The following is a 22,675-nucleotide window of genomic DNA, read 5'->3' on the forward strand; positions in this document are numbered from 1 at the left end:
GGAAGCGCATTCTACCGCCGTCGGCAGAGGAGTCAACAGGGGGAGCACGAAAAAGTTAAGAATATTTGAAAAACATCGAAGTTTTTAAGACCGAGTGGCTAGAACGCGGCTTCGCCGCTGCCAGACGCTTCGCTTGCTAGTGGTTAGCAGAGCCTTCTTTATCAGTGTTGTGAAAACCCACTTCGTACGCGAGTCCGTAGAATAAAATCTCTTAACCCTTAAACATAAAACCGCCTCGCGGCGGTTTTTATGTTTTGTCTTTGCTTTTTCTAGCAGGAAACGCAGTTTCCGTTCTCGCCACTAGCAAGCGAAGCGTCTAGCTACTCCAAAGCCCTCACCGCTTTCTACCTTTCTTTTTCTGTTTATCATTATGCATCTTCTGGCGCAGTTTTTTCATCACCTGACGTTTAGTCAGTTCATTCTTCTTATCTTTGAATGGGTTTTCACTGCTCTTAAACTCGAAGCGCAGAGGCGTGCCCTTGATTCCCAGGACGCTGGTGAATTTATTTTCCAGATATCGCTTATATGACCCCGGCAGGGAACGGGTCTGATTGCCATGGATAACAATGATGGGCGGGTTAGAACCACCCTGGTGAGCATACCTCAACTTAATCCGGTTGCCATTGACCATCGGAGGCTGATGATCCGCAACAATATCTTCGAGCAAGCGGGTCAGCTTGTTGGTTGCCCACTTGGCCATCGCAAAGCCATAGGCCTCATCGACGGAAGCGAACAGGTTGCCTACACCACTGCCATGCAGGGCGGAGATAAAATGCATCCGCGCAAACGAGACAAATTCAAGCCGACGGCGCAACTGCTCACGCACCGCTTCTTTCTCATCGCCGGACATACCATCCCATTTATTGACCGCAATCACCAGGGATCGCCCGGCATCAAGCACATACCCCAGCAGATGCAGGTCCTGCTCTGAAACCCCTTCACGAGCATCGATAACCAGCACGACAACATTGGCATCGTTAATTGCACGCAATGTTTTGATGATGGAGAACTTTTCCACCGCCTCGGTCACATTTTTGCGGCGACGAATCCCCGCCGTATCGATCAGCGTATAAGCCTCTTCATCTCTTTCGAACGGGATATAGATACTATCCCGGGTTGTGCCTGCCTGATCGAATACAACCACGCGATCCTCACCCAGAATCCGGTTCACCAGTGTCGATTTGCCCACATTAGGGCGGCCAATAATCGCGATTTTCTTTTGCCGCTGTCGCTCTTCTTCCTCTTCAGCCTCATCCCGCAAAGGCAGTTCGGCCAGAACATATTCCACTAACTGGGTAACACCCCGGCCATGTGACGCAGCTATAGGCAGCGGCTCAGACAGCCCCAGACCATGGAAATCCGCCATCGCTACTTCAGGATCAAGACCATCGGTCTTATTAACAATCAGATAGCTCTCTTTTTCGGAACGGCGCAGATGATCTGCAATCATCTCATCAGCCGGATTAAGTCCCGCCCGGCCATCTACCAGGAACAACACGATATCCGCTTCATCAATCGCCAGTAGCGACTGCTCAGCCATCTTATAATCAATGCCCGCTTCATCACCTGAGATACCGCCGGTATCCACTACGATATAGTCACGATCACCCAGACGACCCTCGCCATACTTCCGGTCACGAGTCAGACCCGAATAGTCAGCGACAAGCGCATCGCGACTTTTTGTCAGTCTGTTAAACAGTGTCGACTTGCCCACATTGGGTCGGCCGACGAGTGCAATTACCGGAAGCATATTTTCATTACCACATTTAAGAAAGCGTTACATATAAAACAAAATGGCGGCTACCTGGAGTAACAGATAGCCGCCCGATCAGAAATTCTATGGCTAGTTTAACTGCAGCGCCACCAGACGACCGCTATTACCCAGCACATAGAGAACATCATCAACGACGACCATATCGCCACGCATACCATCACTATCGACCCGGTAACGGGCCACAAAATGCCCATCAACCTGAGACATAAAGTGCAGATAACCATCAAAATCACCCACCGCAACGGTGGTTCCCAGCACCTCTGGCGCGGTTGTCTGACGGTTCTCCAGAGCAGTCTGACGCCATACACTGGCACTGCTGCGCTGATCAAAAGCCTCTATAAAGCCATTCTCCTGGCTTACATAGATATTGCCAAAACCGGCGGCAAGGCTCTGATAGCTGGAAGCTTTCTGCGACCACAGTATCTGAGCATCCGAGGCACTCACTGCAACAAGACGCCCCTGATAGGAGACAATATAGATAACACCATTGATATAGAGCGGCCTGGCATCAATATCGATCAGACGTTCCAGCTCAGTTTTACCTTCGGGTACTGTAACCTGGCGCTCCCATAACTCAGCGCCACTATCATTGCGCACCGCCACCAGCTTGCCATTTGCAAATCCGGCAATAGTGACATTAGAAGCAACAATCGGTGAACTGGTACCGCGCAGCGTCAACCGTGGAATCTGACTATCATAGCTCCACAGACGCTTACCGGTGCTGATATCCATAGCCACCAGTTTACCATTCTGCAGCTGAGCAACCGCTATGTCAGTGTTCATCTGTACCGGACTCAGGGTTTCGCTGCTGAGCTGCTGACGCCACATCTCCGCCCCATCATCGGCACTCAGCATAACAACTTCACCCGACTCGGTGGTAACTGCAACGTGGTTTGGCCCCACACCAACCCCGCCCAGAATAGGGGTATCGAGATCGGTTTTCCAGATCTCCTTACCATCACTGCGGTTGACCGCAAACACTTTGCCATCAACATCCAGTGCGTAAATAACCTCGCCATTCACCGCCAGACTGAGCCTATTAAATTTCTCCCCCAGGCCCGCCCCGACAGAGCGACTCCACAGGACCTGAACCTCTTTTTCAGCCTGAAAATCGACCAGTTCAGCCGGCTCAATCTCGACCTCGCCACCCCACCAGCCACACGCTGTCATCGACAGCATGCTGATAGTCAGCAGTAAAACTCGACATAGCTGTTTCATCTGTTAACTTCCTTTTACAGCAAGACTCTCAAGCTTCAGAGTCAGAAGCGGACGTGCGCCCTGAGGCGCATCAGCGGCTGCGGACTGATATGCAGCACGCGCCTTATCAACCTCACCCGTCTGCAGATAGAGATCGCCCTTCAGTTCCGCGACACTGACGCTGAAGCTGGGCTCTGCCAGTCCATCAAGAAGCGAGATCGCCTTATCGGCATCACCCATCGCCGCCATCACCCGCGCTTTACGCATCGTCGCAACCGTTTTCATCACACTGTCATCGGACTGGGCCAATACCCAGTCGAGCTCAGTCAGCGCCGCCGCATAATCACCGGCATCTACATACAAACGGGCGCTGAACAGCGCACCAAAAAGCGCATAGGTGGTATCGCCGTATTCATCTTTCAGCGATTTTGCCAGATGCGATGCGGTCGCCCGCTGATCATCGGTGGCCTGAGGGGCACTCGCCAGCGCGACAGCCTGAACCAGGTTCTGATACATAACACCGGCATTCTCAGCAGTGATGCGCTGATTGTTCTGCCAGGCCTTCCAGCCAAAAACAACCGCCAGCGCCAGCGCGATGGTTAATACAAGCGATTTACCATTTTCCTTCCACCAGTTCTTTAACGCTTCAACCTGTTCTTCTTCAGTGCGCATATCCGACACAGCCAGCTCCTAATCGCCTTTGAAAATTTAGTTATTATGCCTGTTGCTGCAGCAGCAAGCCGCTCAGCTTGTTGACCTGAACATCATAGGTTGGTTCAGAGTTATACCACAGGTTGGCAAGCAGAGACCCGTTTTCTTCACGGACCAATACCACCCAGGGAGCACCCGTCTGCCTGGCCTTACTGCTGATATTTTTCAGACCACTGCAATGCACCCGGACTCTCAGGCCGGGAATCTCGTCCCGCAACTGCTCAGCCAACACCATCAGCGGTTGCTGCAGCCCTTTATGCTCTGCTGCGAGATAAAGGTCAAAGGGCTGTTTCACCGACTCTGGAATCACCGCCAGTGTTTCCAATAACAGGATGAGTCGCTCAACCCCCATTGCAAAACCCACGGCAGGTGTTGGCCGGCCACCCAGCTGTTTTACCAGACCGTCATAGCGGCCACCGGCACACACTGTACCCTGAGCACCAAGCTTATCAGTAACCCACTCAAAAACGGTTTTGCAGTAATAGTCGAGGCCCCGTACCAGACGCGGGTTCAACTCATAGGCGATACCTGCCTGATCAAGCATTTCACACAGATCTGCAAAATGCTCCCGCGACTCATCATCGAGATAGTCACTCAGCGAGGGGGCACCATCCAGCAACGACTGGGTCTGAGGATCTTTACTGTCCAGGATTCTCAAAGGGTTACTACTGAGACGACGCTGACTATCTTCATCGAGCTGATCTTTACGGGCGGACAGATACTCAACCAGTGCCGCTTTGTATTCGGTACGGGCTTCATTACTGCCCAGCGAGTTCAGCTGCAGGGTAACCGAATCAATGATTCCAAGTTGCTTCCACAGCCGCGCACTAAGCATGATCACTTCAGCATCAATATCAGCGGCCGACATACCAAAGGTTTCAACACCGATCTGATGAAACTGACGATAACGTCCTTTCTGTGGCTTCTCATAACGAAACATCGGCCCCTGATACCACAGACGCTGAGCCTGATTGAACAGCAGACCATGTTCTTCACCAGCGCGAACACAGCTGGCGGTCCCCTCAGGTCGTAGCGTCAGGCTTTCGCCATTGCGATCCTCAAAGGTGTACATCTCTTTCTCTACGATATCGGTCACTTCGCCGATGGAGCGTTTAAAAAGATCGGTCTGCTCTACAATCGGCATACGGATCTCAGAATACCCATAAGCGCCCAGCACCGACTTCACACTGTTCTCAAGAAAATGCCAGACCGGTGTCTGGTCTGGCAGGATGTCATTCATTCCACGTATGGCTTTAATCTTGGCCAATGTCTATTTCCTGATCTGTTATGACTTTATCAATTATTGCGGCAGCGTTAAACGCACCACCCCTGAGCGACTGTCACGGTTAAACTCTATCGGCGTGCCATTAAAAAACACCTGTCCGACGGCCTCAACCCTGCCAAGCAGAAGTTTAATCGGCGTTTCGCCGCTGACACTGAGTTCACTGCCTGCAGGCTTAACCCGCATAGCCAGCACCTTACCGGTATGATCTTCAACACTCACCCAGCACTCATCGGTAAACGTAATCCGCAGCGAAGCATCACTGCCAGTTACCGGCTGAGGGTCCGGTTCTTCAACAGCAGTATCACCAGCAACCAGCGTTTCTGAGGTATCACCCTCTTCCGGATCCATTTCCTCTTCTGGTGAGCCTGTGACCGCACCTGCAGTCTCTTCTCCCGCCTCAGTAGCTACGTCTGGCAAAGCAGCATCAATCCCCGACTGGTCCGGATTCTGCGCTTCCGACTCTTCCGTGATACCCGAGGGTACGATCAGAGTACTGCCATCAACTGATTCCACTTCCACCGACTGTGCTGCAGGCATCTGCGATACTGGCTGACCGACTCCCTGCTGGGTTTTCCACCACCAAACAGTGGCAGCGATAATCGCCAGTACAAATATCCAGGCCGACCACTTGATCACCGGGTCACCAAGCTTCGCGGTAGACTGTACCCCCGGGGCAATACGAAACTGCGGCGCAGCTCCGGCTCCGGTACGACCATAGAGACGATCAAAAAGGTCCAGATAATGCTTCGCATCAAGTTTCAGCAGTTTGGTATATGACTGAACATAACCACGTGCAAACACCATACTGGGCAACTCATTAAACGCCCCCCGTTCCAGCGAATCGATATACTTTTCCGACAGCCTCAGCTCCCGGGCGACATCACTGCGGGTCAGCCCCTGCTGTTCTCTGGCGACTGCAAGCTCACCTGCCGGAAACTCTGTTTCGAGCCCTTCAGCTTCCTGATTCAGCAACTGCTCATTACTCACGGAGTCGACTCCTTATACTGCTGGTACTCTTCTGAATCCGGAAACAGGTTCTTCAGGATCAGACCATAGGTTGCAGCATCTACGCCGTTTTTCTCCAGCCGGGAGATCTGCACCCCAAGCCACAGACTTTGAGCGTTATGCTGGATCTGCTTTGCATCCACCATCGCACTGTACTGATCGAACAGATTCACCGCTGCTTCAAGATCATCTTTCTGCAACATGACATCGCACAGCTGCAGAATGGCCAGAGGCCGCTTCGGATTCAATGTCAGACTGCGCTTAAAAGCATGTTCTGCGGCATCCAGACGATCAATCAGAAGATAACACCGGCCGAGGTTTTCAAACGCCTGACTACGCTGATTGTAAAACGGGTCCTCTGTGGCCCGGGCCAGCTGTTTGCAGGCCTCCGGATAGCGCTTAAGACTGAACAAAAAAGCGCCATAATTGTTGTGTAGCATGGCACTGTCCGGCTCAACCTTGATCGCTTTCTTAAAATAGTTTTCGGCCAGCGTCGCATCCTCTTCCAGCTGAAACACCATTGCCAGACCGTTGTAGGCCTGAGCGGAACCTGAATCGAGCTCGATGGAACGCTGGAACGCGAGTTTGGCATTGCCTGTATCGCCCCGGCGAAGATACTGCATACCCAGCGAATTATACGCCTGAACCGCTTTGGGAGAATCCTGTTCTGCTGTACTAACCTGCTGCCCAGCACACCCGGTAATCAATAGACTAATCAGTAATATCAGATAACCTTTCAATCGTATTCACTCCTGGTGAGATTAGTATCACATTGTATCAATTAACGGGGCGGTTCCTGCTGCACTCCGCTGGCATCTTTCAGAGGGATATATTTTTCGCTGCGCCGGGTGCGGTCCATCACCTGCCCAACCAGCTGCCCACAGGCTGCATCCACATCATCCCCCCGGGTTCGCCTCACAGTGGTAACAATGCCCGCTTTAACCATGATCATCTTAAAGGCCTGAATAGCATCTTCAGAGGGTCGCCGATAATCTGAGTTCGGAAATGGGTTAAATGGTATTAGGTTTAACTTGCAGGGTAAACGTTTTAACAGCTTAACCAGTTGTTTTGCTTGACTTGGGTGGTCATTTACACCGGCAATCAGAGTGTATTCAACCGTAATCACCCGCTTATCCTTTAAACTTGCCATATAACGATTGCAGGCATCAACCAGCTCTGCGATCGGATAACGCTTATTGATCGGCACTAACTGATCACGCAATTCATCGGTGGGAGCATGCAACGAAATAGCCAGAGAGACATCGGTGACCTCACTCAGCTTATCGATCTGCGGTACCACACCCGCTGTACTCAAGGTAACACGACGCTTGGACAGACCGTAAGCATTATCATCCATCATCAGCTGAATCGCATCAACGACATTATCGAAGTTCATCAGCGGCTCACCCATCCCCATCAACACCACATTGGTCACCCGACGGTCGCCGTTAGGATCAAACGGACCAAATGAGCGGATAGCAACGCGCACCTGACCGATAACCTCTGCTGCACTGAGATTACGGTTAAATCCCTGCTTACCAGTTGAGCAAAAACTACAATCCAGCGAACAGCCGATCTGAGATGAGATACACAGGGTGGCACGGCCATTTTCCGGAATCAATACCGCCTCAACAGCGGAACCGCCATCCAGCTGGATCACCCATTTACGGGTACCATCTTTAGAAATATTCTGCACCAGCACGTCAGGCTCGCGAATTTCAGAAACCTCACTCAGCTTCTGCCGCAGCGCCTTGCTGATATTGGTCATTTCATCAAAGCTGCTGGCACCAAACTGATGAATCCATTTCAGCACCTGAGTTGAGCGAAACGGTTTCTCGCCAATACTCACAAAGAACTCTTCCAGTTTTTTGGGAGAGAATCCGAGCAGGTTAATTTTTTGAGTGGATTCAGTCATAGCGGTCTCAACTTTCATGAAATGACGGGCCGCCGGTCAGCGGCCCGCAGGGATTACTTACCGAAGAAGTAAGCAATCTCGCGTTCTGCAGACGCCGGGGAATCGGAACCATGTACCGCATTCGCATCGATAGACTGAGCGAAATCGCGACGGATAGTGCCTTCAGCAGCTTCCTGTGGATTAGTTGCGCCCATCAGCTCACGGTTCAGAGCGATAGCGTTTTCACCTTCAAGTACCTGAACAACAACAGGACCGGAAGTCATGAATTCAACCAGATCACCAAAGAAAGGACGCTCTTTGTGCTCAGCATAGAAACCTTCAGCTTCTTCACGGGACAGCTGCTTCAGCTGCATCTCAACGATTTTCAGGCCGTTAGACTCAAAACGGGAAACGATTTTACCGATAACGTTTTTTGCAACTGCATCAGGCTTGATGATAGAAAAAGTACGTTCGATAGCCATGTGCTATTAATCCTCTGTATAAAGTTCAGGGCAAATTGAAGCCGGCAGACTAAAGTCGCAGACTCGCCAGAAAAATGAAACGCGCAATTATACGCTATGCGATCCGGAGTGAACAGCGTCTCCAGCCATGAAAAAGCCCGCAAGTGCGGGCTTTTTCCATATCATCTACCGACGTTCTTCGATCCAGGCCATCTGAATCCCTTCCAGGACTTTTTCGCCACAACGGTCAGGATCATCATCGAAGCCATCCAGGGCCATCACCCATTCATACAGATCAGGAAAACTGACTGCCAGAGGATCTGTATCCGGATACTTTTCATCCAGCTCTATCGCAATATCGTAAACGTCTACCCACTTCATAATCACCTCCGCTCTGTCCTGAACTCACCCCTTAAACACAGCCCTTAAACTCAGACATCAATGACGCTCAGACACCTGATTGATGGTATATTTTGGAATCTCGACCACCAGGTCATCGTCGCCCACCACAGCCTGACAGCTTAAACGGGACTCGGGCTCCAGCCCCCAGGCCTTGTCCAGCATGTCATCTTCAAGCTCATCGGACTCATTCAGGGAATCAAATCCTTCCCGGACAATGACATGACAGGTTGTGCAGGCGCAGGATTTCTCACATGCATGCTCAATCTCGATCCCCTCCCGCAGGGCAGCATCGCAGACTGTCTCCCCCGCCTCAGCGTCAATGACCCGACCTTCCGGACACAGCTCATCGTGGGGCAGAAAAATAATTTGCGGCATCAGGACTCTCCCTCAATCTCTTGAATACTATGCCCTTTGAGAGCATTTTTAATACTTTGATCCATCCGGCGTGCGGCAAAAAAATCACTGGCCTGGGATAATACACTCACCCCCTGCTCAATTGCTGAAGCATCGGAGCCGTTACGCAGCGCCTGCAGAATCGCCATCTGCTCACGCAGATGTTCCATCTCTTCAGCGGTTAGCAACTGCTCACCATCAGTCAGCATCGCCTGTTCCAGCGACACCAAAAGACGATCCGCTTCCACCTGCTGTTCACGCAGATTGCGCAGCGCCATATCATCTTCGGCAAAGCTATAGGATGCCTTCAGCATCTCAGCGATCTCATTATCATCCAGGCCGTATGAGGGCTTTACCTGGATCTCACTTTCAACACCGGTGGATAACTCTTTCGCTGACACCCCCAGCAAACCGTCCGCATCAACCTGAAAGGCCACTCTGATTTTAGCGGCCCCCGCCGCCATGGGAGGAATTCCCCGCAACACAAACTGAGCCAGCGAGCGACAATCATCAACCAACTCCCGTTCACCCTGAACCACATGAATCATCATCGCCGTCTGACCATCCTGATAGGTGGTAAACTCCTGCGCCCTGGCAACCGGTATTGAGGTATTACGGTGGATCACCTTTTCTGCCAGCCCGCCCATCGTTTCAAGTCCCAGCGAGAGCGGCAGAACATCCAGCAGCAGCATCTCACTGTCCGGTTTGTTACCTGCCAGCACATCAGCCTGGATCGCCGCGCCCACAGCCACAACCCGGTCGGGATCAATATCGATCCGCGGTGCTCGCTCGAAAAAGCTTTCTACCCGACTACGCACAGCCGGCACCCGGGTGCTGCCGCCGACCATGACCACATCCTGCACCTCGCCAATAGTAACACCTGCATCTTTCAGTGTACGACGGCAGGCACGAATTGTTTTACTCACCAGTGGTTCAACCAGATCATCAAACAACGTCCGCGAAACCTCCAGCGAGATCTTCTGACCCGCATGATCCAGATCCACGGCCACCGCCGGATTATCGGTCAGTTGCTCTTTCACCCAGCGAGCTTTCTCAGTGAGATAACGGGATTCACCGGCAACCACCTCTTTACCGCCAAGCTGCTCCAGAAACCATCCCGCCAGCGCCAGATCAAAATCATCACCGCCCAGCGCACTATCACCACCGGTGGCGAGCACCTCAAATACCCCTTTATTGAGACGCAGGATAGAGATATCGAAGGTTCCGCCACCCAGATCATAGACCGCGATCACTCCTTCGGCAGCTTTATCCAGACCATAGGCCACCGCAGCCGCCGTCGGCTCATTCAGTAACCGCAGAACCTTGATACCCGCCAGCTGCGCCGCATCTTTAGTGGCTTGCCGCTGGGCATCATCAAAATATGCCGGAACGGTAATAACCGCACCTTCAAGCTCACCTTCCAATGAAGCCCGTGCCCGCGCCTTCAGTGTTCTCAGAATTTCAGCAGACACCTCAACCGGGCTCTTATCCCCGGCGACTGTCTGCAGATATGGCATTCCACCCTCGTGCTCAGTGAAGCGATACACCGCCTCACCTTCCAGACCTTTAAGGTCATCAACACCGCGTCCCATCAGGCGTTTAACCGATACAATAGTGTTAAACGGGTCTACCGATGCTTTCGACAGGGCAGCCTGACCAACCACCACACCCTGCTCGGTATACCGCACAACAGAGGGGAGCAGGTGGCTCCCGCCCTCATCCGGCAGCGTGGTTGATTCGCCACTACGCACAGCGGCAACCAGCGAGTTGGTTGTTCCTAAATCGATGCCGACCGCAAGCTTACGCTTGTGGGGCTCAGGACTTTGTCCCGGTTCTGCAATCTGCAATAACGCCATAGTATTTGTTTATTCGTCGAATAGTTGATCTTCCAGAGCCTCAATTTCGCGGCCCAGCTTATCAAAAAACTGCATCTTTCTGACACAGACCGCAGCAGCTTCAAAAGATGATGGTGTCGATTGTTGATAATACTTATCAAACTGTTCACGCAGAGACCTCAGCTCCTGCTCAACCGTTGCCCTCAGAGCGTCCAGCTCAGCTTCAGGATCGGCTGTAGCCGAAATCTCTGCCAGCGATTCGCGCAGTTCCATCTGCTGCATCAGAAACATCGGATCAAGCTGCCGCTGGCTTTCAGAGAAGGTATCAAACCCTTTCAGCTTTAACAGGTACTGAGCGCGGGAAAGAGGATTTTTCAGCGTCGATACAGCCTCATTCAGATAGGCTGTATATTGTACCGAGAGCCTGCGTTCCCGGTCTGACAAGTGTGAAAAGCGGTCCGGGTGCAGGGTTTTCTGTAATTCCCGGCTGCGTTCAGACAGCGCCTGCAGGTCCAGTTGATACGTCACCGGCAGAGCTAAGAATTCGAAATAGTTCTGGGTAATATCCATTATCTAACCAGCAGGTGAAAAAAGAAGTGTTATACATTATCAAAGCGCTTTAATAAACAAGCGCTCAGATAACAGTGGCGTAAAGAGGGAAGGCTCAGATATTAAAGCTTTCGCCGCAACCGCATTCGTTTTTGACGTTAGGGTTATTAAATTTAAACCCTTCATTCAACCCCTCTTTAACAAAGTCCAGCTCAGTACCATCAAGATAGAGAAGACTTTTCGGATCAATGACAACATTTACACCGTCAGACTCAAACACCTTATCTTCATCCTGAATATCATCAACAAACTCCAGCACATAGGCCATACCAGAGCAGCCCGATGTCCGCACGCCCAGACGGATGCCAAACCCGTGCCCCCGGGTTTTGAGGTATTTGCTGACATGATCAGACGCTGCCGGTGTCATTGTAATTGCCATGAATCCGATTTCTCCATTGAGCCCTTAGCTCTGTTATTGCTTTTTCGCCTGCTTCTCTTTGTAGTCGGCAACCGCGGCTTTAATTGCATCTTCAGCCAAGACTGAACAGTGGATTTTCACCGGCGGAAGAGCCAGCTCTTCTGCAATCTTAGTATTTTTCAGTTCCTGAGCCTGGTCCAGAGTCATCCCCTTTACCCATTCGGTCACCAGAGAGCTGGAAGCGATGGCAGAACCACAACCATAGGTCTTAAACTTGGCATCTTCAATAATACCGTCATCACTGACCTTAATCTGCAGACGCATAACGTCACCACAAGCCGGTGCACCCACCATGCCTGTACCGATGTTATCATCCTGATCATTCATTTTGCCGACATTACGAGGATTTTCGTAATGATCGATAACCTGTTCACTATAAGCCATAACGACCTCCTAAAGCAGTATTCACCTGATAAAGATTAATGGTGAACCCATTCAACTTTGGTTAAATCCACACCGTCTTTATACATATCCCACAAAGGAGAAAGTTCACGGAGCTTACCTACCGCTGTGCGAATCTCTTCGACAGCCTGATCAATATCCTCTTCAGTCGTAAAACGACCGATCGAGAAGCGAATAGAGCTATGCGCCATCTCATCATTCAATCCCAGAGCTCGCAGCACATAAGAGGGCTCCAGACTGGCAGAGGTACAAGCGGACCCGGAAGAGACCGCAAGATCTTTCAGCGACATCAGCAAAGATTCACCCTCAACATAGTTAAAACTGACATTCATATTGCCAATATAGCGCTGATTCTCGGAACCGTTCAGGTAGATCTCCTCCATATCGGATAGCCCCTCCCAGAAACGCTTGCGCAACGCGGTTATCCGCTCTTTCTCCTGGTGCATCTCGGCTTTGGCAATGGCCGCCGCTTCACCCATACCGACAATCTGATGAGTCGCCAGGGTACCGGAACGCATGCCCCGCTCATGGCCTCCACCATGCATCTGCGCCTCCAGACGAACCCGTGGCTTACGGCGAACATAGAGTGCCCCCATCCCTTTTGGCCCATACATCTTGTGGGCAGACAGAGAGATCAGATCAACCTTCATCTTGTCAACATCAATATCGACCTTACCAGCACTCTGCGCCGCATCGACATGCAACAGCACACCATTGGCACGGGTAATTTCACCGATTGCCGCGATATCGTTGATCACACCGATCTCATTATTGACATGCATCAGCGAAACCAGAATAGTATCTTCACGCAGTGCATCAGCAACCGCTTGCGGCTGAATAATGCCCTCCTTATCAGGGTCAAGATAGGTCACTTCAAACCGTTCACGCTCCAACTGGCGGCAGGTATCCAGCACCGCTTTATGCTCAATTTTGGAGGTGATGATGTGCCTGCCCTTCTTCTGATAGAAGTGCGCTACACCTTTTATCGCCAGGTTGTCAGACTCAGTGGCGCCCGAGGTCCAGACGATCTCCCGGGGATCGGCATTAAGCAGATCAGCAACCTGGCGACGCGCCGTTTCAACAGCCTCTTCGGCTTTCCAGCCGTACACATGTGAACGGGACGCCGGGTTACCGAAATTACCGTCCATAGTGAGACACTCAATCATTTTGTCCGCAACCCGGGGGTCTACCGGCGTAGTTGCAGAATAATCAAAGTAGATTGGTAATTTCATTGTCTATACTTCTCCAAAACCTGAATCGCGGTTCAGGCTGTTACTTTTGCGGAAATAAGTGAATCTTCGAATGACGCCATATGACCGCGCTCCTGCCGCTCAGCAACACTGCGAACGTCACTTCTTGCCATCAGATCAGCCAGTGATATCTGGCTTAAAAAGTCATGAATCTGGCTACTCAGATCACACCACAAATGGTGTGTCAGACAGATATTACCATCATGACAACTGCCGGTGTGACCACAGCCAGTGGCATCAACTGACTCATTTACGGCATCAATCACCTGCGCCACATCGATATCCTGCTGCTCACGGTTAAGCTGGTAACCACCACCAGGACCGCGTACACTACGTACCAGCTCGTTGCGGCGCAGCTTGGCAAATAACTGCTCAAGATAGGACAGGGAGATACCCTGACGCTCGGAAATATCTGCCAGACTTACGGGTCCCTTTCCGGCATGTATTGCCAGATCAAGCATTGCTGTCACCGCATAGCGGCCTTTTGTTGTTAATCGCATTACCAATCTCTCCGTCATTCTTCGTGGTTCAACGAAGCTGGTTGCATTATGCAATAACCAACTATTTTGGTCAACTATTAAGCCGACTAAAACAGTCAACTATAGACAGATCAGCTACAACCCGTAGCACAACACTCAGCGACGGCTACGTTTCTGTATTGCTGTCAACATTCCCCTGAGCACATTCACCTCGACCTTATCAGGTACCGCCCGCAATATCAGACGACGTAATCTTGGCATCAGATTACGCGGTTTCTGCGGATCGAGAAACTCAATCTCTGTCAGAGTCTGTTCAAGATGGCCAAACAACAGCTCAAGCTCGCGGTTTTCAGCCAGCTCCACATCCCACTCAGTCCCCCAGCGCGGCTTAACATCATCAACACCAAACACTTTCGCCATGCGTAGCTCATAACTGATAACCTGCACCGCCGCGGCGAGATTGAGCGAGCTGAACTGCTCATCTACCGGAATATGGACATGCTGATGACAGCGCTGCAGCTCATCATTTGTCAGCCCCCGGTCTTCCCGCCCGAAGACAATCGCAACCCGGGTCGCTTCCGGCAAAGGTGCGACAATCGCCGCCAGTTCTCGCGGATTAACCAGAGGCCAGGGAATCGTCCGACTCCGGGCGCTGGTTCCCACTACCAGATGGCAATCCTCCAGGGCATCTTCAAGACTCTCAACTACCCTCGCCTGGGCGAGAATATCGCCGGCACCGGACGCCCGCGCCTCTGCATCAGCATGAGGGAACAGTTTCGGCTTCACCAGGCAAAGATCAGACAGCCCCATATTTTTCATCGCCCGGGCAACACCACCGATATTTCCCGGATGGGTGGTATTCACCAACACGATTCGGACATTTTCCAGCATCTTTAACCCACCCATTGAAAAAAAGGGCGTATTTTATCAGATATTTTACAACTATTAATCCCGGACTGTTCTTTATATGACAACTGTTTTGTATAATGCGCGTTTTGCTTCCCTTACTGGTATTTACAGATGCAACCGATGGTTAATATCGCCCTGCGCGGGGCTCGCGTCGCAGGTGAACAGATCACCCGTTCAGTCGAACGACTCGATCTGATCAAATCTGAACAATCAAGTGTTATCGAATTTCTCGAAGACACCTGCAAACAAGCTGAACGCACTATCGTTAACGCGATCCATAAGGCGTACCCAGAGCATCAGATCAACTGTGAATATACCGGCACACACAAACCTGAAGACCGGGTTTGTGATGTCATCTGGACAGTGAATCCGATCGACAGTATCTCCAACTTTTCCAACGCCCTGCCAGTCTTTGCCCTGAGCATCGCCTGCCACCAGCGCGGCAAACTTGAACACGCCATTATCCTCAACCCGATTACCGGTGAAGAGTTCACCGCCAGCCGGGGCAGAGGAGCACAACTGAACGGCAAACGTCTGCGGGTTAGCAATCGCAAACTCCTGGACAACTCCCTGATCGGCAGCGGTTTTTTTGGCCGCAGCAGTGACAAAGCCCACCTGGACAGCTTCCAGCAGATCTTCAAAAACATCACCCTGGAAAGCGGCAGCATCTACAGCGGCGGCTCACCTGCCCTGAACCTGGCATACACAGCGGCGGGACGACTGGATGGCTTTTTCCAGATCGGACTGAACCAGTGGGAGATGGAAGCGGGTATCCTGATGATCCAGGAAGCAGGCGGCCTGCTGTCCGACTTTACCGGCAACAACAACTTCATGAGCTCAGGCAACCTGGTCGCCGGCAATCCGAAAATTCTGAAAGCACTGCTGCAGAATATCCGCCCGGCTCTGAATGACGAACTAAAATAGACCGACTAATAAAGCAGCTTTCACATCGGCTGCTCACAGAAAACCGGGCATTGCCCGGTTTTTTTTAGTCTCAAAAAAATAACACCAGACACAAAAAAGCCCGGCAAAGCGAAGTGCCGGGCTTTTTTGTGTCTATAAATCTCAGAAAAGCAGATCAGACATCAAACGGATGACGCAGGACAATCGTCTCCACCCGGTCCGGGCCGGTTGAGATAATATCAATCGGCGCACCGGTCAGCTCTTCCAGACGCTTAATATAAGCAACGGCAGCAGCAGGCAGCTCATCCAGGGTTTTCGCGCCAAGAGTAGACTCACTCCAACCCGGCATAGACTCGTATACCGGCTCAACTGCCTCATACGCCTCACTACCGCTCAGCGAGGTCACCACATTACCCTGAGCATCTTTATAGCCGATGCAGATCTCAATCGTCTCCAGACCATCCAACACATCCAGCTTAGTCAGACAGATACCGGATACAGAGTTGATCTGAATCGCATGCTTCAGTGCAACGGCATCAAACCAGCCACAACGACGGGCACGCCCTGTGGTTGCACCGAACTCATGACCACGCTCAGCCAGACGCTCACCTACCGCACACCCCAGCTCAGTCGGAAAAGGACCAGACCCCACCCGGGTGGTATAAGCCTTAGTGATACCCAGAACATAATCCAGGTACAGCGGACCAAAACCACTACCGGTCGAGGTGCCGCCCGCAGTTGTATTAGATGACGTTACATAAGGATAAGTACCGTGATCGATATCCAGCAGAGAGCCCTGTGCGCCTTCAAACATGATATTTTCACCACGTTCGCGATACTCATGCAGCTTAGCAGTGACATCAGCCACCATCGGCCGCATCACTTCAGCCATCCGCAGCCCCTCTTCCAGCACTGCTTCATAGCTGACCGGTTCGGCTTTATAGTAGTTTTGCAGCATAAAGTTGTGATATTCCATCACCTCTTTCAGTTTCACCGCAAAACGCTCCGGATGCATCAGATCATCGACGCGTAAACCGCGACGTGCAACCTTGTCTTCATAGGCAGGGCCGATACCCCGACCGGTGGTACCAATTTTGGCCTCACCACGCGCAAGCTCGCGCGCTTGATCCAGTGCGATGTGATATGGAAGAATCAGAGTACATGCAGGACTCAGACGCAGTCGCTCACGCACAGGCACACCGCGGCCTTCCAGCTCATCAATCTCTTTCAACAGCGCTTCCGGTGACAACACCACACCGTTACCGATCAGACAAAGTACATTCTCACGCAGGATACCGGACGGAATCAGGTGCAGTACCGTCTTCTCACCATCAATTACCAGCGTATGGCCTGCGTTATGCCCGCCCTGAAAGCGCGCCACGGCAGATGCCTGATCTGTTAACAGGTCAACGATTTTGCCTTTACCTTCGTCGCCCCACTGCGTTCCTAAAACAACTACGTTTTTGCCCATTGGTTGTCTCTAGCGATTAATCAATCAAAAATTTACAGGCTCTCGAGAACCCAAGTTCCATCCTGCTGCACCAACTGGTGGGTAAACTGCTGCGCATCTTCCACAACCGTTTCATCCAGCATCGGCACAACACGCTCCCCCTGAGCTCTCAGCTTAGCCACAGCATCCAGCGCTGCAGAATCTTCAACAGCCGGAACCCGCACCACTTTACGTGCAGGCTTATCTTCCAGGGCAGATAACTCAACAAGAGTTTTCAGATCAGCACTGAATCCGGTTGCCGGACGGGCACGACCAAAATCGCGCCCCACTTCATCATAACGACCACCTTTGGCAACCGCCTGTCCGAATGCCGGAACATAAGCAGCAAACACCACGCCCGTGTGGTAGTTATAGCCCCGCAACTCACTCAGATCGAAATACAGATCCAGTTGGGGGTAACGCCGGGAGATCTGATCTGCAACGGCATCCAGATAATCCAGCGCATCCTTAATCATTTCAACGTCGGCAAAGCAGGTACGCGCCTTGTTCAGCACTTCACGTCCGCCATGCAGTGTTGGCAGTATAGTCAGATGAGTCTTAACACTTTCAGGAAGCCCGGAACCCGCCAGAAAGCGCGTTATCTCAGGCAGATCCTTACGTTGCAACAACTCGAAATACTCAGCTTCCTGATCTGCACTCAGTGCCGCCTCGCCCATCAAACCACGGTAGATACCTACGTGACCCAGATCGAGACTCAGATCCTGATTAACCTGCATCGCATTCAGAGTTTCCACCATCAGCGAGATAATTTCCACATCGCTGGCGACACCGCTGTGACCAAACAGCTCAGCCCCCACCTGCAGAGGGTTTCGCGAGGCTAAAGGATTAGCTGGCAGAGTGTGTAATATGGTGCTGCAGTAACAGAAACGGACCGGTCCCTGATTGCTAAGATGGTTGGCATCAATGCGGGCCACCTGCTGAGTGATATCTGCGCGAATACCCAGCATCCGTCCGGTCAACTGATCAGTGACCTTAAAGGTGTCCAGCTCCAGATCGCGTCCCACTCCGACAAGCAGAGAATCCAGATGCTCAATCAGCGGGGTCATCACCAACTCATAACCCCAGGTATCATAAAGATCCAGCAAACGCCGCCGCGCTGTCTCGACCTTTTGTGCCCGAGGCGGCAGCACCTCTTTGACGCCGTCTGGTAATAACCAGCGTTCTGCCAACGACATGTAACTCTCCGAAATACAGTGGATCAGTTAAATATATAAAGCAGGATGACGCCAGCCATCATACTTACAAAACCTGTTATACGTAGCGCCCGGTCACTCACCAAAGCCAACTGATGAACCAGATTACGCCAGCGCTGTGGATAGAGAAAAGGCAAAACTCCCTCCATCACCAGCATCAGACAGAAGCCAATCAGTAACTGGTGCCAGAGTTCAGAATGCATTACCCACCTCAACACAGCGGCACGGCCGCCACATAAAAAAACCGGGTCAAAACCCGGTTGCGGAATTCTACCACGGAACAGGTCAGTTAGTGCAGCCTATTCCGTGGATTTTTTATACTACAATCGGCGCATTGTGATCACTTGCCCTTTCCGCTGGAATTTCCCAGATAGCGGAAGAAATCACTGTCAGGCTTGAGCACCAGAATATCGCCCTGCTGATTAAACGCCTCTTTGTACGCATTCAGACTGCGGTAAAAGGCATAAAACTCTGGGTCCTTATTGTAGGCTTCAGCATAGATCTTGGCCGCCATGGCATCACCCTCACCACGAACCTGCTGCGCATCACGATAAGCATTCGCTTCGATAACCGCTTTCTGACGATCGGCATCCGCCTGAATACCCTCAGCCAGCTCTTTACCACGGGAACGCAGCTCACGGGCTTCCCGTTCACGCTCAGTACGCATCCGCTCGTAAACAGAGGCAGACACCTCCTGCGGCAGATCGATCTTCTTGACGCGAATATCGATCATCTCAATACCCAGCTCTTCCTTTGTCTGAACACTCAGGGAGTCGACCAGCTCAAGCATCAACTCATCGCGCTCACCGGAAACCACCTCGGTCAGGGTACGCTCACCAAACTGATTCCGCAGTCCCGCATCGACGTTCGGGAACAACAGCTCTGCCGCTTTATACTCGTCGCCCGAAGTGGCGGTGTAGTATTTCTGCGGATCGATGACACGCCACTTGATGAACGAATCCACAACCAGTCGCTTCTTTTCAACTGTCAGGTATGACTGTGGCTGAGCATCCAGTGTCTGCACCCGGCCATCAAACTTACGCACCTTATTGATAATCGGCCAGCGGATATGCAAGCCGGGCTTGATATCCGGATTAACGATCTCACCAAACTTCAGCAGTACCGCCCGATCGGTTTCTTTAATGATATACAGGGAGTTATAGCCAACCACGATAATTAACAGCGCGATCACTAATCCCGTCATAGATTTACCAGACATTAGCGTACCTCCCGTGATGTCGATTGCTGACGCTGACGAAGCTGCTCAATAACCTGATTAGTTACATCCCGCAACTCAGAGCTGTTCAACCGGCTTGTATTACTGCCGGTAGCCGTCCGGGGCCGGCTCTCTGTCAGCTTATCCAGAGGCAGGTACATCATATTATTGCCCCCCTCGACATCAACCAACACTTTAGCGTTGCTGGCATACACGGACTCCATGGCATCCAGATAGAGACGCTCACGCGTCACCTCAGGGGCTTTCTGATACTCAGTCAGCAGCGAAGTAAAGCGCTTGGCATCACCCTCAGCCTGCGCCACAACCCGCTCACGATAACCATTCGCTTCCTCTTTCATCCGCTGCGCATTACCGCGTGCTTCAGGGACAATACCGTTACGGTATGATTCTGACTGGTTAATAGAGCGCTGCTCATCCTCTCGAGCCTTGATCACGTCATCAAACGCATCCTGCACCTGGGACGGCGCTTTCGCTTCTTTGATGTTGATCTGCGTGATCCGCAGACCGGTCTGATAACCATCCATGTAATTTTGCAGTCGCTGCTTCACATCATTACCCAGCACCTCCCGACCCGCGGTCAGAATCGAGTTCATCTCAGAGGAACCAACGGTATGACGCAGAGCAGACTCTGACGCATGCTCCAGGCTGGACTTAGGATCACGAACCTTAAGCACATACTTGACCGGATCAGAGATAACGTATTGAACCGTCATACTGACGTCGACAATATTTTCATCTTCGGTGAGCATCAGTGAACGATGCTCATAGGCGCTAACGCGGGTTACGTTTTCAGTGGTTACATCATCGATCAGTGGCGGATTCCACTGCAGCCCCGGCATCACGGTTTCGTGATATTTACCCAGCCGCAACACCACACCACGCTCCTGCTGATCCACGGTGTAAAAGCCCATCGCCGCCCAGCCAACCAGCAACACAACAGCAACTACCACCAGCATACCGAAAGAAGATCCCGCCGATGGACCAGAGCCGGAACCACCGCCGCCTTTATTGCCACCGCCTTTACCAAATATACCGTTCAGCTTTTCCTGCAGCTTTTGCAGTGCTTCATCCAGATCAGGCGGCCCCTGATCCTTTTTACCACCACCGCGACGGTCACCGCCGTTATTCCAGGGGTCCTGATTATTCCCGTTACCACCAGGCTCATTCCAAGCCATACTGTACTCCGTCTAGAACTGTTTAAACCATTAAAAAATTGTAAGCAGCATAACTTAACTATGCAACCACTCGGGTTTGTTGACATTAACGCCAAGATAGCGCTCTGGTGCTATGTTCATACGACTTAATAGCTGCAGCAGATCTTTTTTCTGAATACGAACCTCCAGATCGATAACTCCCTGATCATCCACCACTTCATTCAGAACAGCCCCCTGAGCATAAAGCTGGGCACGCAAACCACCCTCCTCCGGTCGTAAGCTCAGCTGTTCATGGAAGATATCGCCAGCCAGCAGCTCAGTGATCGCCTGAAATAGCAGATCGATCCCCTCACCTGAGACTGCAGATAACCAGACCCGTACAGGTCTTCCCTCATCATTACGGTCGATACGTGCTTCAGCTCGCTCAAGCATATCGATCTTGTTATAAACTTCGAGAGTCAGCACCTCATCGGCACCGATCTCTTTCAGGACAGAGTGCACCTCGTCCATATGTGACTGCCGATCTTCATCGTAGGCATCGATTACATGCAGCAGCAGATCGGCCTCAGTAGTCTCCTGCAGAGTAGCACGGAACGCTTCAACCAGCTTATGGGGCAGATGGCGGATAAAGCCCACAGTATCAGCCAGGATTGCGGCCCCCACATCCGCCAGATCAATCCGGCGCAGGGTAGGATCCAGCGTGGCAAACAACTGATCTGCAGCATAAACCTCAGCATCAGTAATACGATTAAACAGAGTTGATTTACCCGCATTGGTATAACCAACCAATGAGATTGTTGGCACCTCGGAGCGGCTGCGGGCACGACGCCCCTGCTCGCGCTGTTTGCGCACCTTTTCCAACCGTTTAAGAATGCTTTTTATACGGGCCCGCAGCAGCCGGCGGTCGGTTTCCAGCTGGGTTTCACCCGGACCACGCAGACCGATCCCCCCCTTCTGTCGTTCCAGGTGGGTCCAGCCGCGCACCAATCGGGTCGACATATGCTCAAGCTGAGCCAGCTCAACCTGAAGCTTACCTTCATGGGTGCGTGCCCGCTGGGCAAAGATATCCAGAATCAGACCGGTACGGTCAAGTACGCGACATTCGATCTCACGCTCGATATTGCGCTCCTGCCCCGGACTCAGACTGTGATTAAAAATCACCAGTTCAGCCTGATGCAGGTGCACAAGATCCTTCAGCTCCTCTACCTTACCGGAGCCGATGAACGTTTTCGGATTTGGGAGACTGCGAGATCCGGTGAGAAAGGCTACCGGATCTGCACCAGCAGACAGGGCAAGCTCTTCGAGCTCTTTAGGACTTTCGCGGTCCACCTCATCTGCCATATCGATATGAACTAGTATGGCGCATTCGCCAGACTCAGGGCGCTCAAAGAACAATGAATACCTCAGTCGGTCGATTCGTCACCCTGCGGTAGTTTTACCGGACGGGCTGGAACCACAGTAGAAATAGCGTGCTTGTATACCATCTGGCTGACAGTATTCTTCAGCAGGATAACGAACTGGTCAAAGGACTCAATCTGTCCCTGAAGTTTGATACCATTTACAAGAAAAATCGAAACAGGTACCCGTTCTTTACGCAGTACGTTCAGATAAGGGTCTTGTAGAGATTGCCCTTTTGACATTGGAAGCTCCTTCC

General features: G+C 51.7%; 25 protein-coding genes. 1 reads left to right on the plus strand and 24 read right to left on the minus strand.

The annotated features are described in order from the left end of the window. Window positions 1-334 precede the first annotated feature (334 nt). The 17 genes from der to JW499_RS15880 form a co-directional block, all read right to left on the minus strand. Complete coding sequence (gene der / locus JW499_RS15800) at window positions 335-1,750, minus strand: ribosome biogenesis GTPase Der (protein WP_205211490.1); 1,416 nt, start codon at window positions 1,748-1,750, stop codon at window positions 335-337. Between the two features lie 93 nt (window positions 1,751-1,843). Continuing rightward, window positions 1,844-2,992: an outer membrane protein assembly factor BamB gene (bamB, locus tag JW499_RS15805; protein ID WP_205211491.1), complete on the minus strand. Its 1,149-nt coding sequence runs from the start codon at window positions 2,990-2,992 to the stop codon at window positions 1,844-1,846. Between the two features lie 3 nt (window positions 2,993-2,995). Then, window positions 2,996-3,643 (minus strand): YfgM family protein, encoded by a 648-nt coding sequence (locus JW499_RS15810; protein ID WP_205211546.1) that lies wholly within the window; start codon window positions 3,641-3,643, stop codon window positions 2,996-2,998. A 43-nt stretch (window positions 3,644-3,686) separates the two neighbouring features. Continuing rightward, a complete protein-coding gene (hisS, locus tag JW499_RS15815; protein WP_408627328.1) occupies window positions 3,687-4,922 on the minus strand; it encodes a histidine--tRNA ligase in 1,236 nt (411 codons plus the stop codon). 60 nt (window positions 4,923-4,982) lie between these two features. After that, the gene (locus tag JW499_RS15820) at window positions 4,983-5,954 is read right to left on the minus strand and encodes a RodZ domain-containing protein (RefSeq protein WP_205211493.1); all 972 of its coding nucleotides are present in this window, start codon (window positions 5,952-5,954) and stop codon (window positions 4,983-4,985) included. Further along, window positions 5,951-6,712 carry a type IV pilus biogenesis/stability protein PilW gene (gene pilW / locus JW499_RS15825; protein WP_205211494.1) on the minus strand — a complete coding sequence of 254 codons (762 nt, stop codon included), beginning with the start codon at window positions 6,710-6,712 and terminating at the stop codon, window positions 5,951-5,953. Before pilW ends, JW499_RS15820 begins: the two co-directional genes overlap by 4 nt. A gap of 41 nt (window positions 6,713-6,753) precedes the next feature. Next, window positions 6,754-7,887, minus strand: a complete 1,134-nt coding sequence (gene rlmN, locus JW499_RS15830; RefSeq protein ID WP_205211495.1) for a dual-specificity RNA methyltransferase RlmN — start codon at window positions 7,885-7,887, stop codon at window positions 6,754-6,756. Window positions 7,888-7,940: 53 nt separating this feature from the next. Beyond that, window positions 7,941-8,348: a nucleoside-diphosphate kinase gene (ndk, locus tag JW499_RS15835; RefSeq protein WP_091361275.1), complete on the minus strand. Its 408-nt coding sequence runs from the start codon at window positions 8,346-8,348 to the stop codon at window positions 7,941-7,943. Between the two features lie 165 nt (window positions 8,349-8,513). Beyond that, window positions 8,514-8,708, minus strand: a complete 195-nt coding sequence (gene iscX, locus JW499_RS15840; RefSeq protein ID WP_205211496.1) for a Fe-S cluster assembly protein IscX — start codon at window positions 8,706-8,708, stop codon at window positions 8,514-8,516. Between the two features lie 57 nt (window positions 8,709-8,765). Continuing rightward, window positions 8,766-9,104, minus strand: a complete 339-nt coding sequence (gene fdx / locus JW499_RS15845; RefSeq protein WP_205211497.1) for an ISC system 2Fe-2S type ferredoxin — start codon at window positions 9,102-9,104, stop codon at window positions 8,766-8,768. Beyond that, entirely contained in the window at window positions 9,104-10,978 is a 1,875-nt protein-coding gene (gene hscA, locus JW499_RS15850; RefSeq protein WP_205211498.1) for a Fe-S protein assembly chaperone HscA, read from the minus strand. Before hscA ends, fdx begins: the two co-directional genes overlap by 1 nt. A 9-nt stretch (window positions 10,979-10,987) precedes the next feature. Continuing rightward, window positions 10,988-11,527: a Fe-S protein assembly co-chaperone HscB gene (hscB, locus tag JW499_RS15855; RefSeq protein WP_205211499.1), complete on the minus strand. Its 540-nt coding sequence runs from the start codon at window positions 11,525-11,527 to the stop codon at window positions 10,988-10,990. 94 nt (window positions 11,528-11,621) lie between these two features. Further along, entirely contained in the window at window positions 11,622-11,945 is a 324-nt protein-coding gene (gene iscA / locus JW499_RS15860) for an iron-sulfur cluster assembly protein IscA (RefSeq protein WP_091361260.1), read from the minus strand. 33 nt (window positions 11,946-11,978) lie between these two features. Next, window positions 11,979-12,368 (minus strand): Fe-S cluster assembly scaffold IscU, encoded by a 390-nt coding sequence (gene iscU / locus JW499_RS15865; RefSeq protein WP_091361257.1) that lies wholly within the window; start codon window positions 12,366-12,368, stop codon window positions 11,979-11,981. Between the two features lie 35 nt (window positions 12,369-12,403). Further along, window positions 12,404-13,618: an IscS subfamily cysteine desulfurase gene (locus JW499_RS15870; protein ID WP_205211500.1), complete on the minus strand. Its 1,215-nt coding sequence runs from the start codon at window positions 13,616-13,618 to the stop codon at window positions 12,404-12,406. Window positions 13,619-13,650: 32 nt separating this feature from the next. Beyond that, a complete protein-coding gene (gene iscR, locus JW499_RS15875) occupies window positions 13,651-14,136 on the minus strand; it encodes a Fe-S cluster assembly transcriptional regulator IscR (RefSeq protein ID WP_205211501.1) in 486 nt (161 codons plus the stop codon). Between the two features lie 135 nt (window positions 14,137-14,271). Continuing rightward, entirely contained in the window at window positions 14,272-15,006 is a 735-nt protein-coding gene (locus tag JW499_RS15880) for an RNA methyltransferase (protein ID WP_205211502.1), read from the minus strand. Between the two features lie 129 nt (window positions 15,007-15,135). Here JW499_RS15880 and JW499_RS15885 point away from each other — a divergent pair, with 129 nt between their 5' ends. Further along, window positions 15,136-15,948 (plus strand): inositol monophosphatase family protein, encoded by an 813-nt coding sequence (locus JW499_RS15885; protein WP_232846465.1) that lies wholly within the window; start codon window positions 15,136-15,138, stop codon window positions 15,946-15,948. Window positions 15,949-16,102: 154 nt separating this feature from the next. On the opposite strand, the gene JW499_RS15890 is transcribed toward JW499_RS15885, so the two are convergent. From JW499_RS15890 to hfq, 7 genes are all read right to left on the minus strand, one after another. Further along, entirely contained in the window at window positions 16,103-17,398 is a 1,296-nt protein-coding gene (locus JW499_RS15890) for an adenylosuccinate synthase (RefSeq protein WP_205211503.1), read from the minus strand. 32 nt (window positions 17,399-17,430) lie between these two features. After that, a complete protein-coding gene (locus JW499_RS15895; protein WP_205211504.1) occupies window positions 17,431-18,612 on the minus strand; it encodes an ATP phosphoribosyltransferase regulatory subunit in 1,182 nt (393 codons plus the stop codon). A gap of 23 nt (window positions 18,613-18,635) precedes the next feature. Further along, window positions 18,636-18,833 carry a DUF2065 domain-containing protein gene (locus JW499_RS15900; protein WP_205211505.1) on the minus strand — a complete coding sequence of 66 codons (198 nt, stop codon included), beginning with the start codon at window positions 18,831-18,833 and terminating at the stop codon, window positions 18,636-18,638. Between the two features lie 137 nt (window positions 18,834-18,970). After that, window positions 18,971-19,849, minus strand: a complete 879-nt coding sequence (gene hflC / locus JW499_RS15905) for a protease modulator HflC (RefSeq protein WP_205211506.1) — start codon at window positions 19,847-19,849, stop codon at window positions 18,971-18,973. Continuing rightward, on the minus strand, window positions 19,849-21,042 hold the full coding sequence (gene hflK, locus JW499_RS15910; protein ID WP_205211507.1) for an FtsH protease activity modulator HflK: 1,194 nt from the start codon (window positions 21,040-21,042) through the stop codon (window positions 19,849-19,851). The genes hflC and hflK overlap by 1 nt, the downstream gene beginning before the upstream one ends. 54 nt (window positions 21,043-21,096) lie before the next feature. Continuing rightward, the gene (hflX, locus tag JW499_RS15915; RefSeq protein WP_091361237.1) at window positions 21,097-22,416 is read right to left on the minus strand and encodes a ribosome rescue GTPase HflX; all 1,320 of its coding nucleotides are present in this window, start codon (window positions 22,414-22,416) and stop codon (window positions 21,097-21,099) included. 8 nt (window positions 22,417-22,424) lie between these two features. Next, window positions 22,425-22,661 (minus strand): RNA chaperone Hfq, encoded by a 237-nt coding sequence (gene hfq / locus JW499_RS15920; protein WP_091361235.1) that lies wholly within the window; start codon window positions 22,659-22,661, stop codon window positions 22,425-22,427. Between the last annotated feature and the right edge of the window lie 14 nt (window positions 22,662-22,675).

It is taken from the genome of Amphritea pacifica (assembly GCF_016924145.1).
In the GTDB taxonomy this organism is placed as follows: domain Bacteria; phylum Pseudomonadota; class Gammaproteobacteria; order Pseudomonadales; family Balneatricaceae; genus Amphritea; species Amphritea pacifica.

Coding starts and splice junctions, on each gene's coding strand:
- der (WP_205211490.1), bottom strand. CDS start 1,750: ATGCTTCCGGTAATTGCACTCGTCGGCCGACCCAATGTGGGCAAGTCG.
- bamB (WP_205211491.1), bottom strand. CDS start 2,992: ATGAAACAGCTATGTCGAGTTTTACTGCTGACTATCAGCATGCTGTCG.
- JW499_RS15810 (WP_205211546.1), bottom strand. CDS start 3,643: ATGCGCACTGAAGAAGAACAGGTTGAAGCGTTAAAGAACTGGTGGAAG.
- hisS (WP_408627328.1), bottom strand. CDS start 4,922: ATGAATGACATCCTGCCAGACCAGACACCGGTCTGGCATTTTCTTGAG.
- rlmN (WP_205211495.1), bottom strand. CDS start 7,887: ATGACTGAATCCACTCAAAAAATTAACCTGCTCGGATTCTCTCCCAAA.
- ndk (WP_091361275.1), bottom strand. CDS start 8,348: ATGGCTATCGAACGTACTTTTTCTATCATCAAGCCTGATGCAGTTGCA.
- iscX (WP_205211496.1), bottom strand. CDS start 8,708: ATGAAGTGGGTAGACGTTTACGATATTGCGATAGAGCTGGATGAAAAG.
- fdx (WP_205211497.1), bottom strand. CDS start 9,104: ATGCCGCAAATTATTTTTCTGCCCCACGATGAGCTGTGTCCGGAAGGT.
- hscA (WP_205211498.1), bottom strand. CDS start 10,978: ATGGCGTTATTGCAGATTGCAGAACCGGGACAAAGTCCTGAGCCCCAC.
- hscB (WP_205211499.1), bottom strand. CDS start 11,527: ATGGATATTACCCAGAACTATTTCGAATTCTTAGCTCTGCCGGTGACG.
- iscA (WP_091361260.1), bottom strand. CDS start 11,945: ATGGCAATTACAATGACACCGGCAGCGTCTGATCATGTCAGCAAATAC.
- iscU (WP_091361257.1), bottom strand. CDS start 12,368: ATGGCTTATAGTGAACAGGTTATCGATCATTACGAAAATCCTCGTAAT.
- JW499_RS15870 (WP_205211500.1), bottom strand. CDS start 13,618: ATGAAATTACCAATCTACTTTGATTATTCTGCAACTACGCCGGTAGAC.
- iscR (WP_205211501.1), bottom strand. CDS start 14,136: ATGCGATTAACAACAAAAGGCCGCTATGCGGTGACAGCAATGCTTGAT.
- JW499_RS15880 (WP_205211502.1), bottom strand. CDS start 15,006: ATGCTGGAAAATGTCCGAATCGTGTTGGTGAATACCACCCATCCGGGA.
- JW499_RS15885 (WP_232846465.1), top strand. CDS start 15,136: ATGCAACCGATGGTTAATATCGCCCTGCGCGGGGCTCGCGTCGCAGGT.
- JW499_RS15890 (WP_205211503.1), bottom strand. CDS start 17,398: ATGGGCAAAAACGTAGTTGTTTTAGGAACGCAGTGGGGCGACGAAGGT.
- JW499_RS15895 (WP_205211504.1), bottom strand. CDS start 18,612: ATGTCGTTGGCAGAACGCTGGTTATTACCAGACGGCGTCAAAGAGGTG.
- JW499_RS15900 (WP_205211505.1), bottom strand. CDS start 18,833: ATGCATTCTGAACTCTGGCACCAGTTACTGATTGGCTTCTGTCTGATG.
- hflC (WP_205211506.1), bottom strand. CDS start 19,849: ATGTCTGGTAAATCTATGACGGGATTAGTGATCGCGCTGTTAATTATC.
- hflK (WP_205211507.1), bottom strand. CDS start 21,042: ATGGCTTGGAATGAGCCTGGTGGTAACGGGAATAATCAGGACCCCTGG.
- hfq (WP_091361235.1), bottom strand. CDS start 22,661: ATGTCAAAAGGGCAATCTCTACAAGACCCTTATCTGAACGTACTGCGT.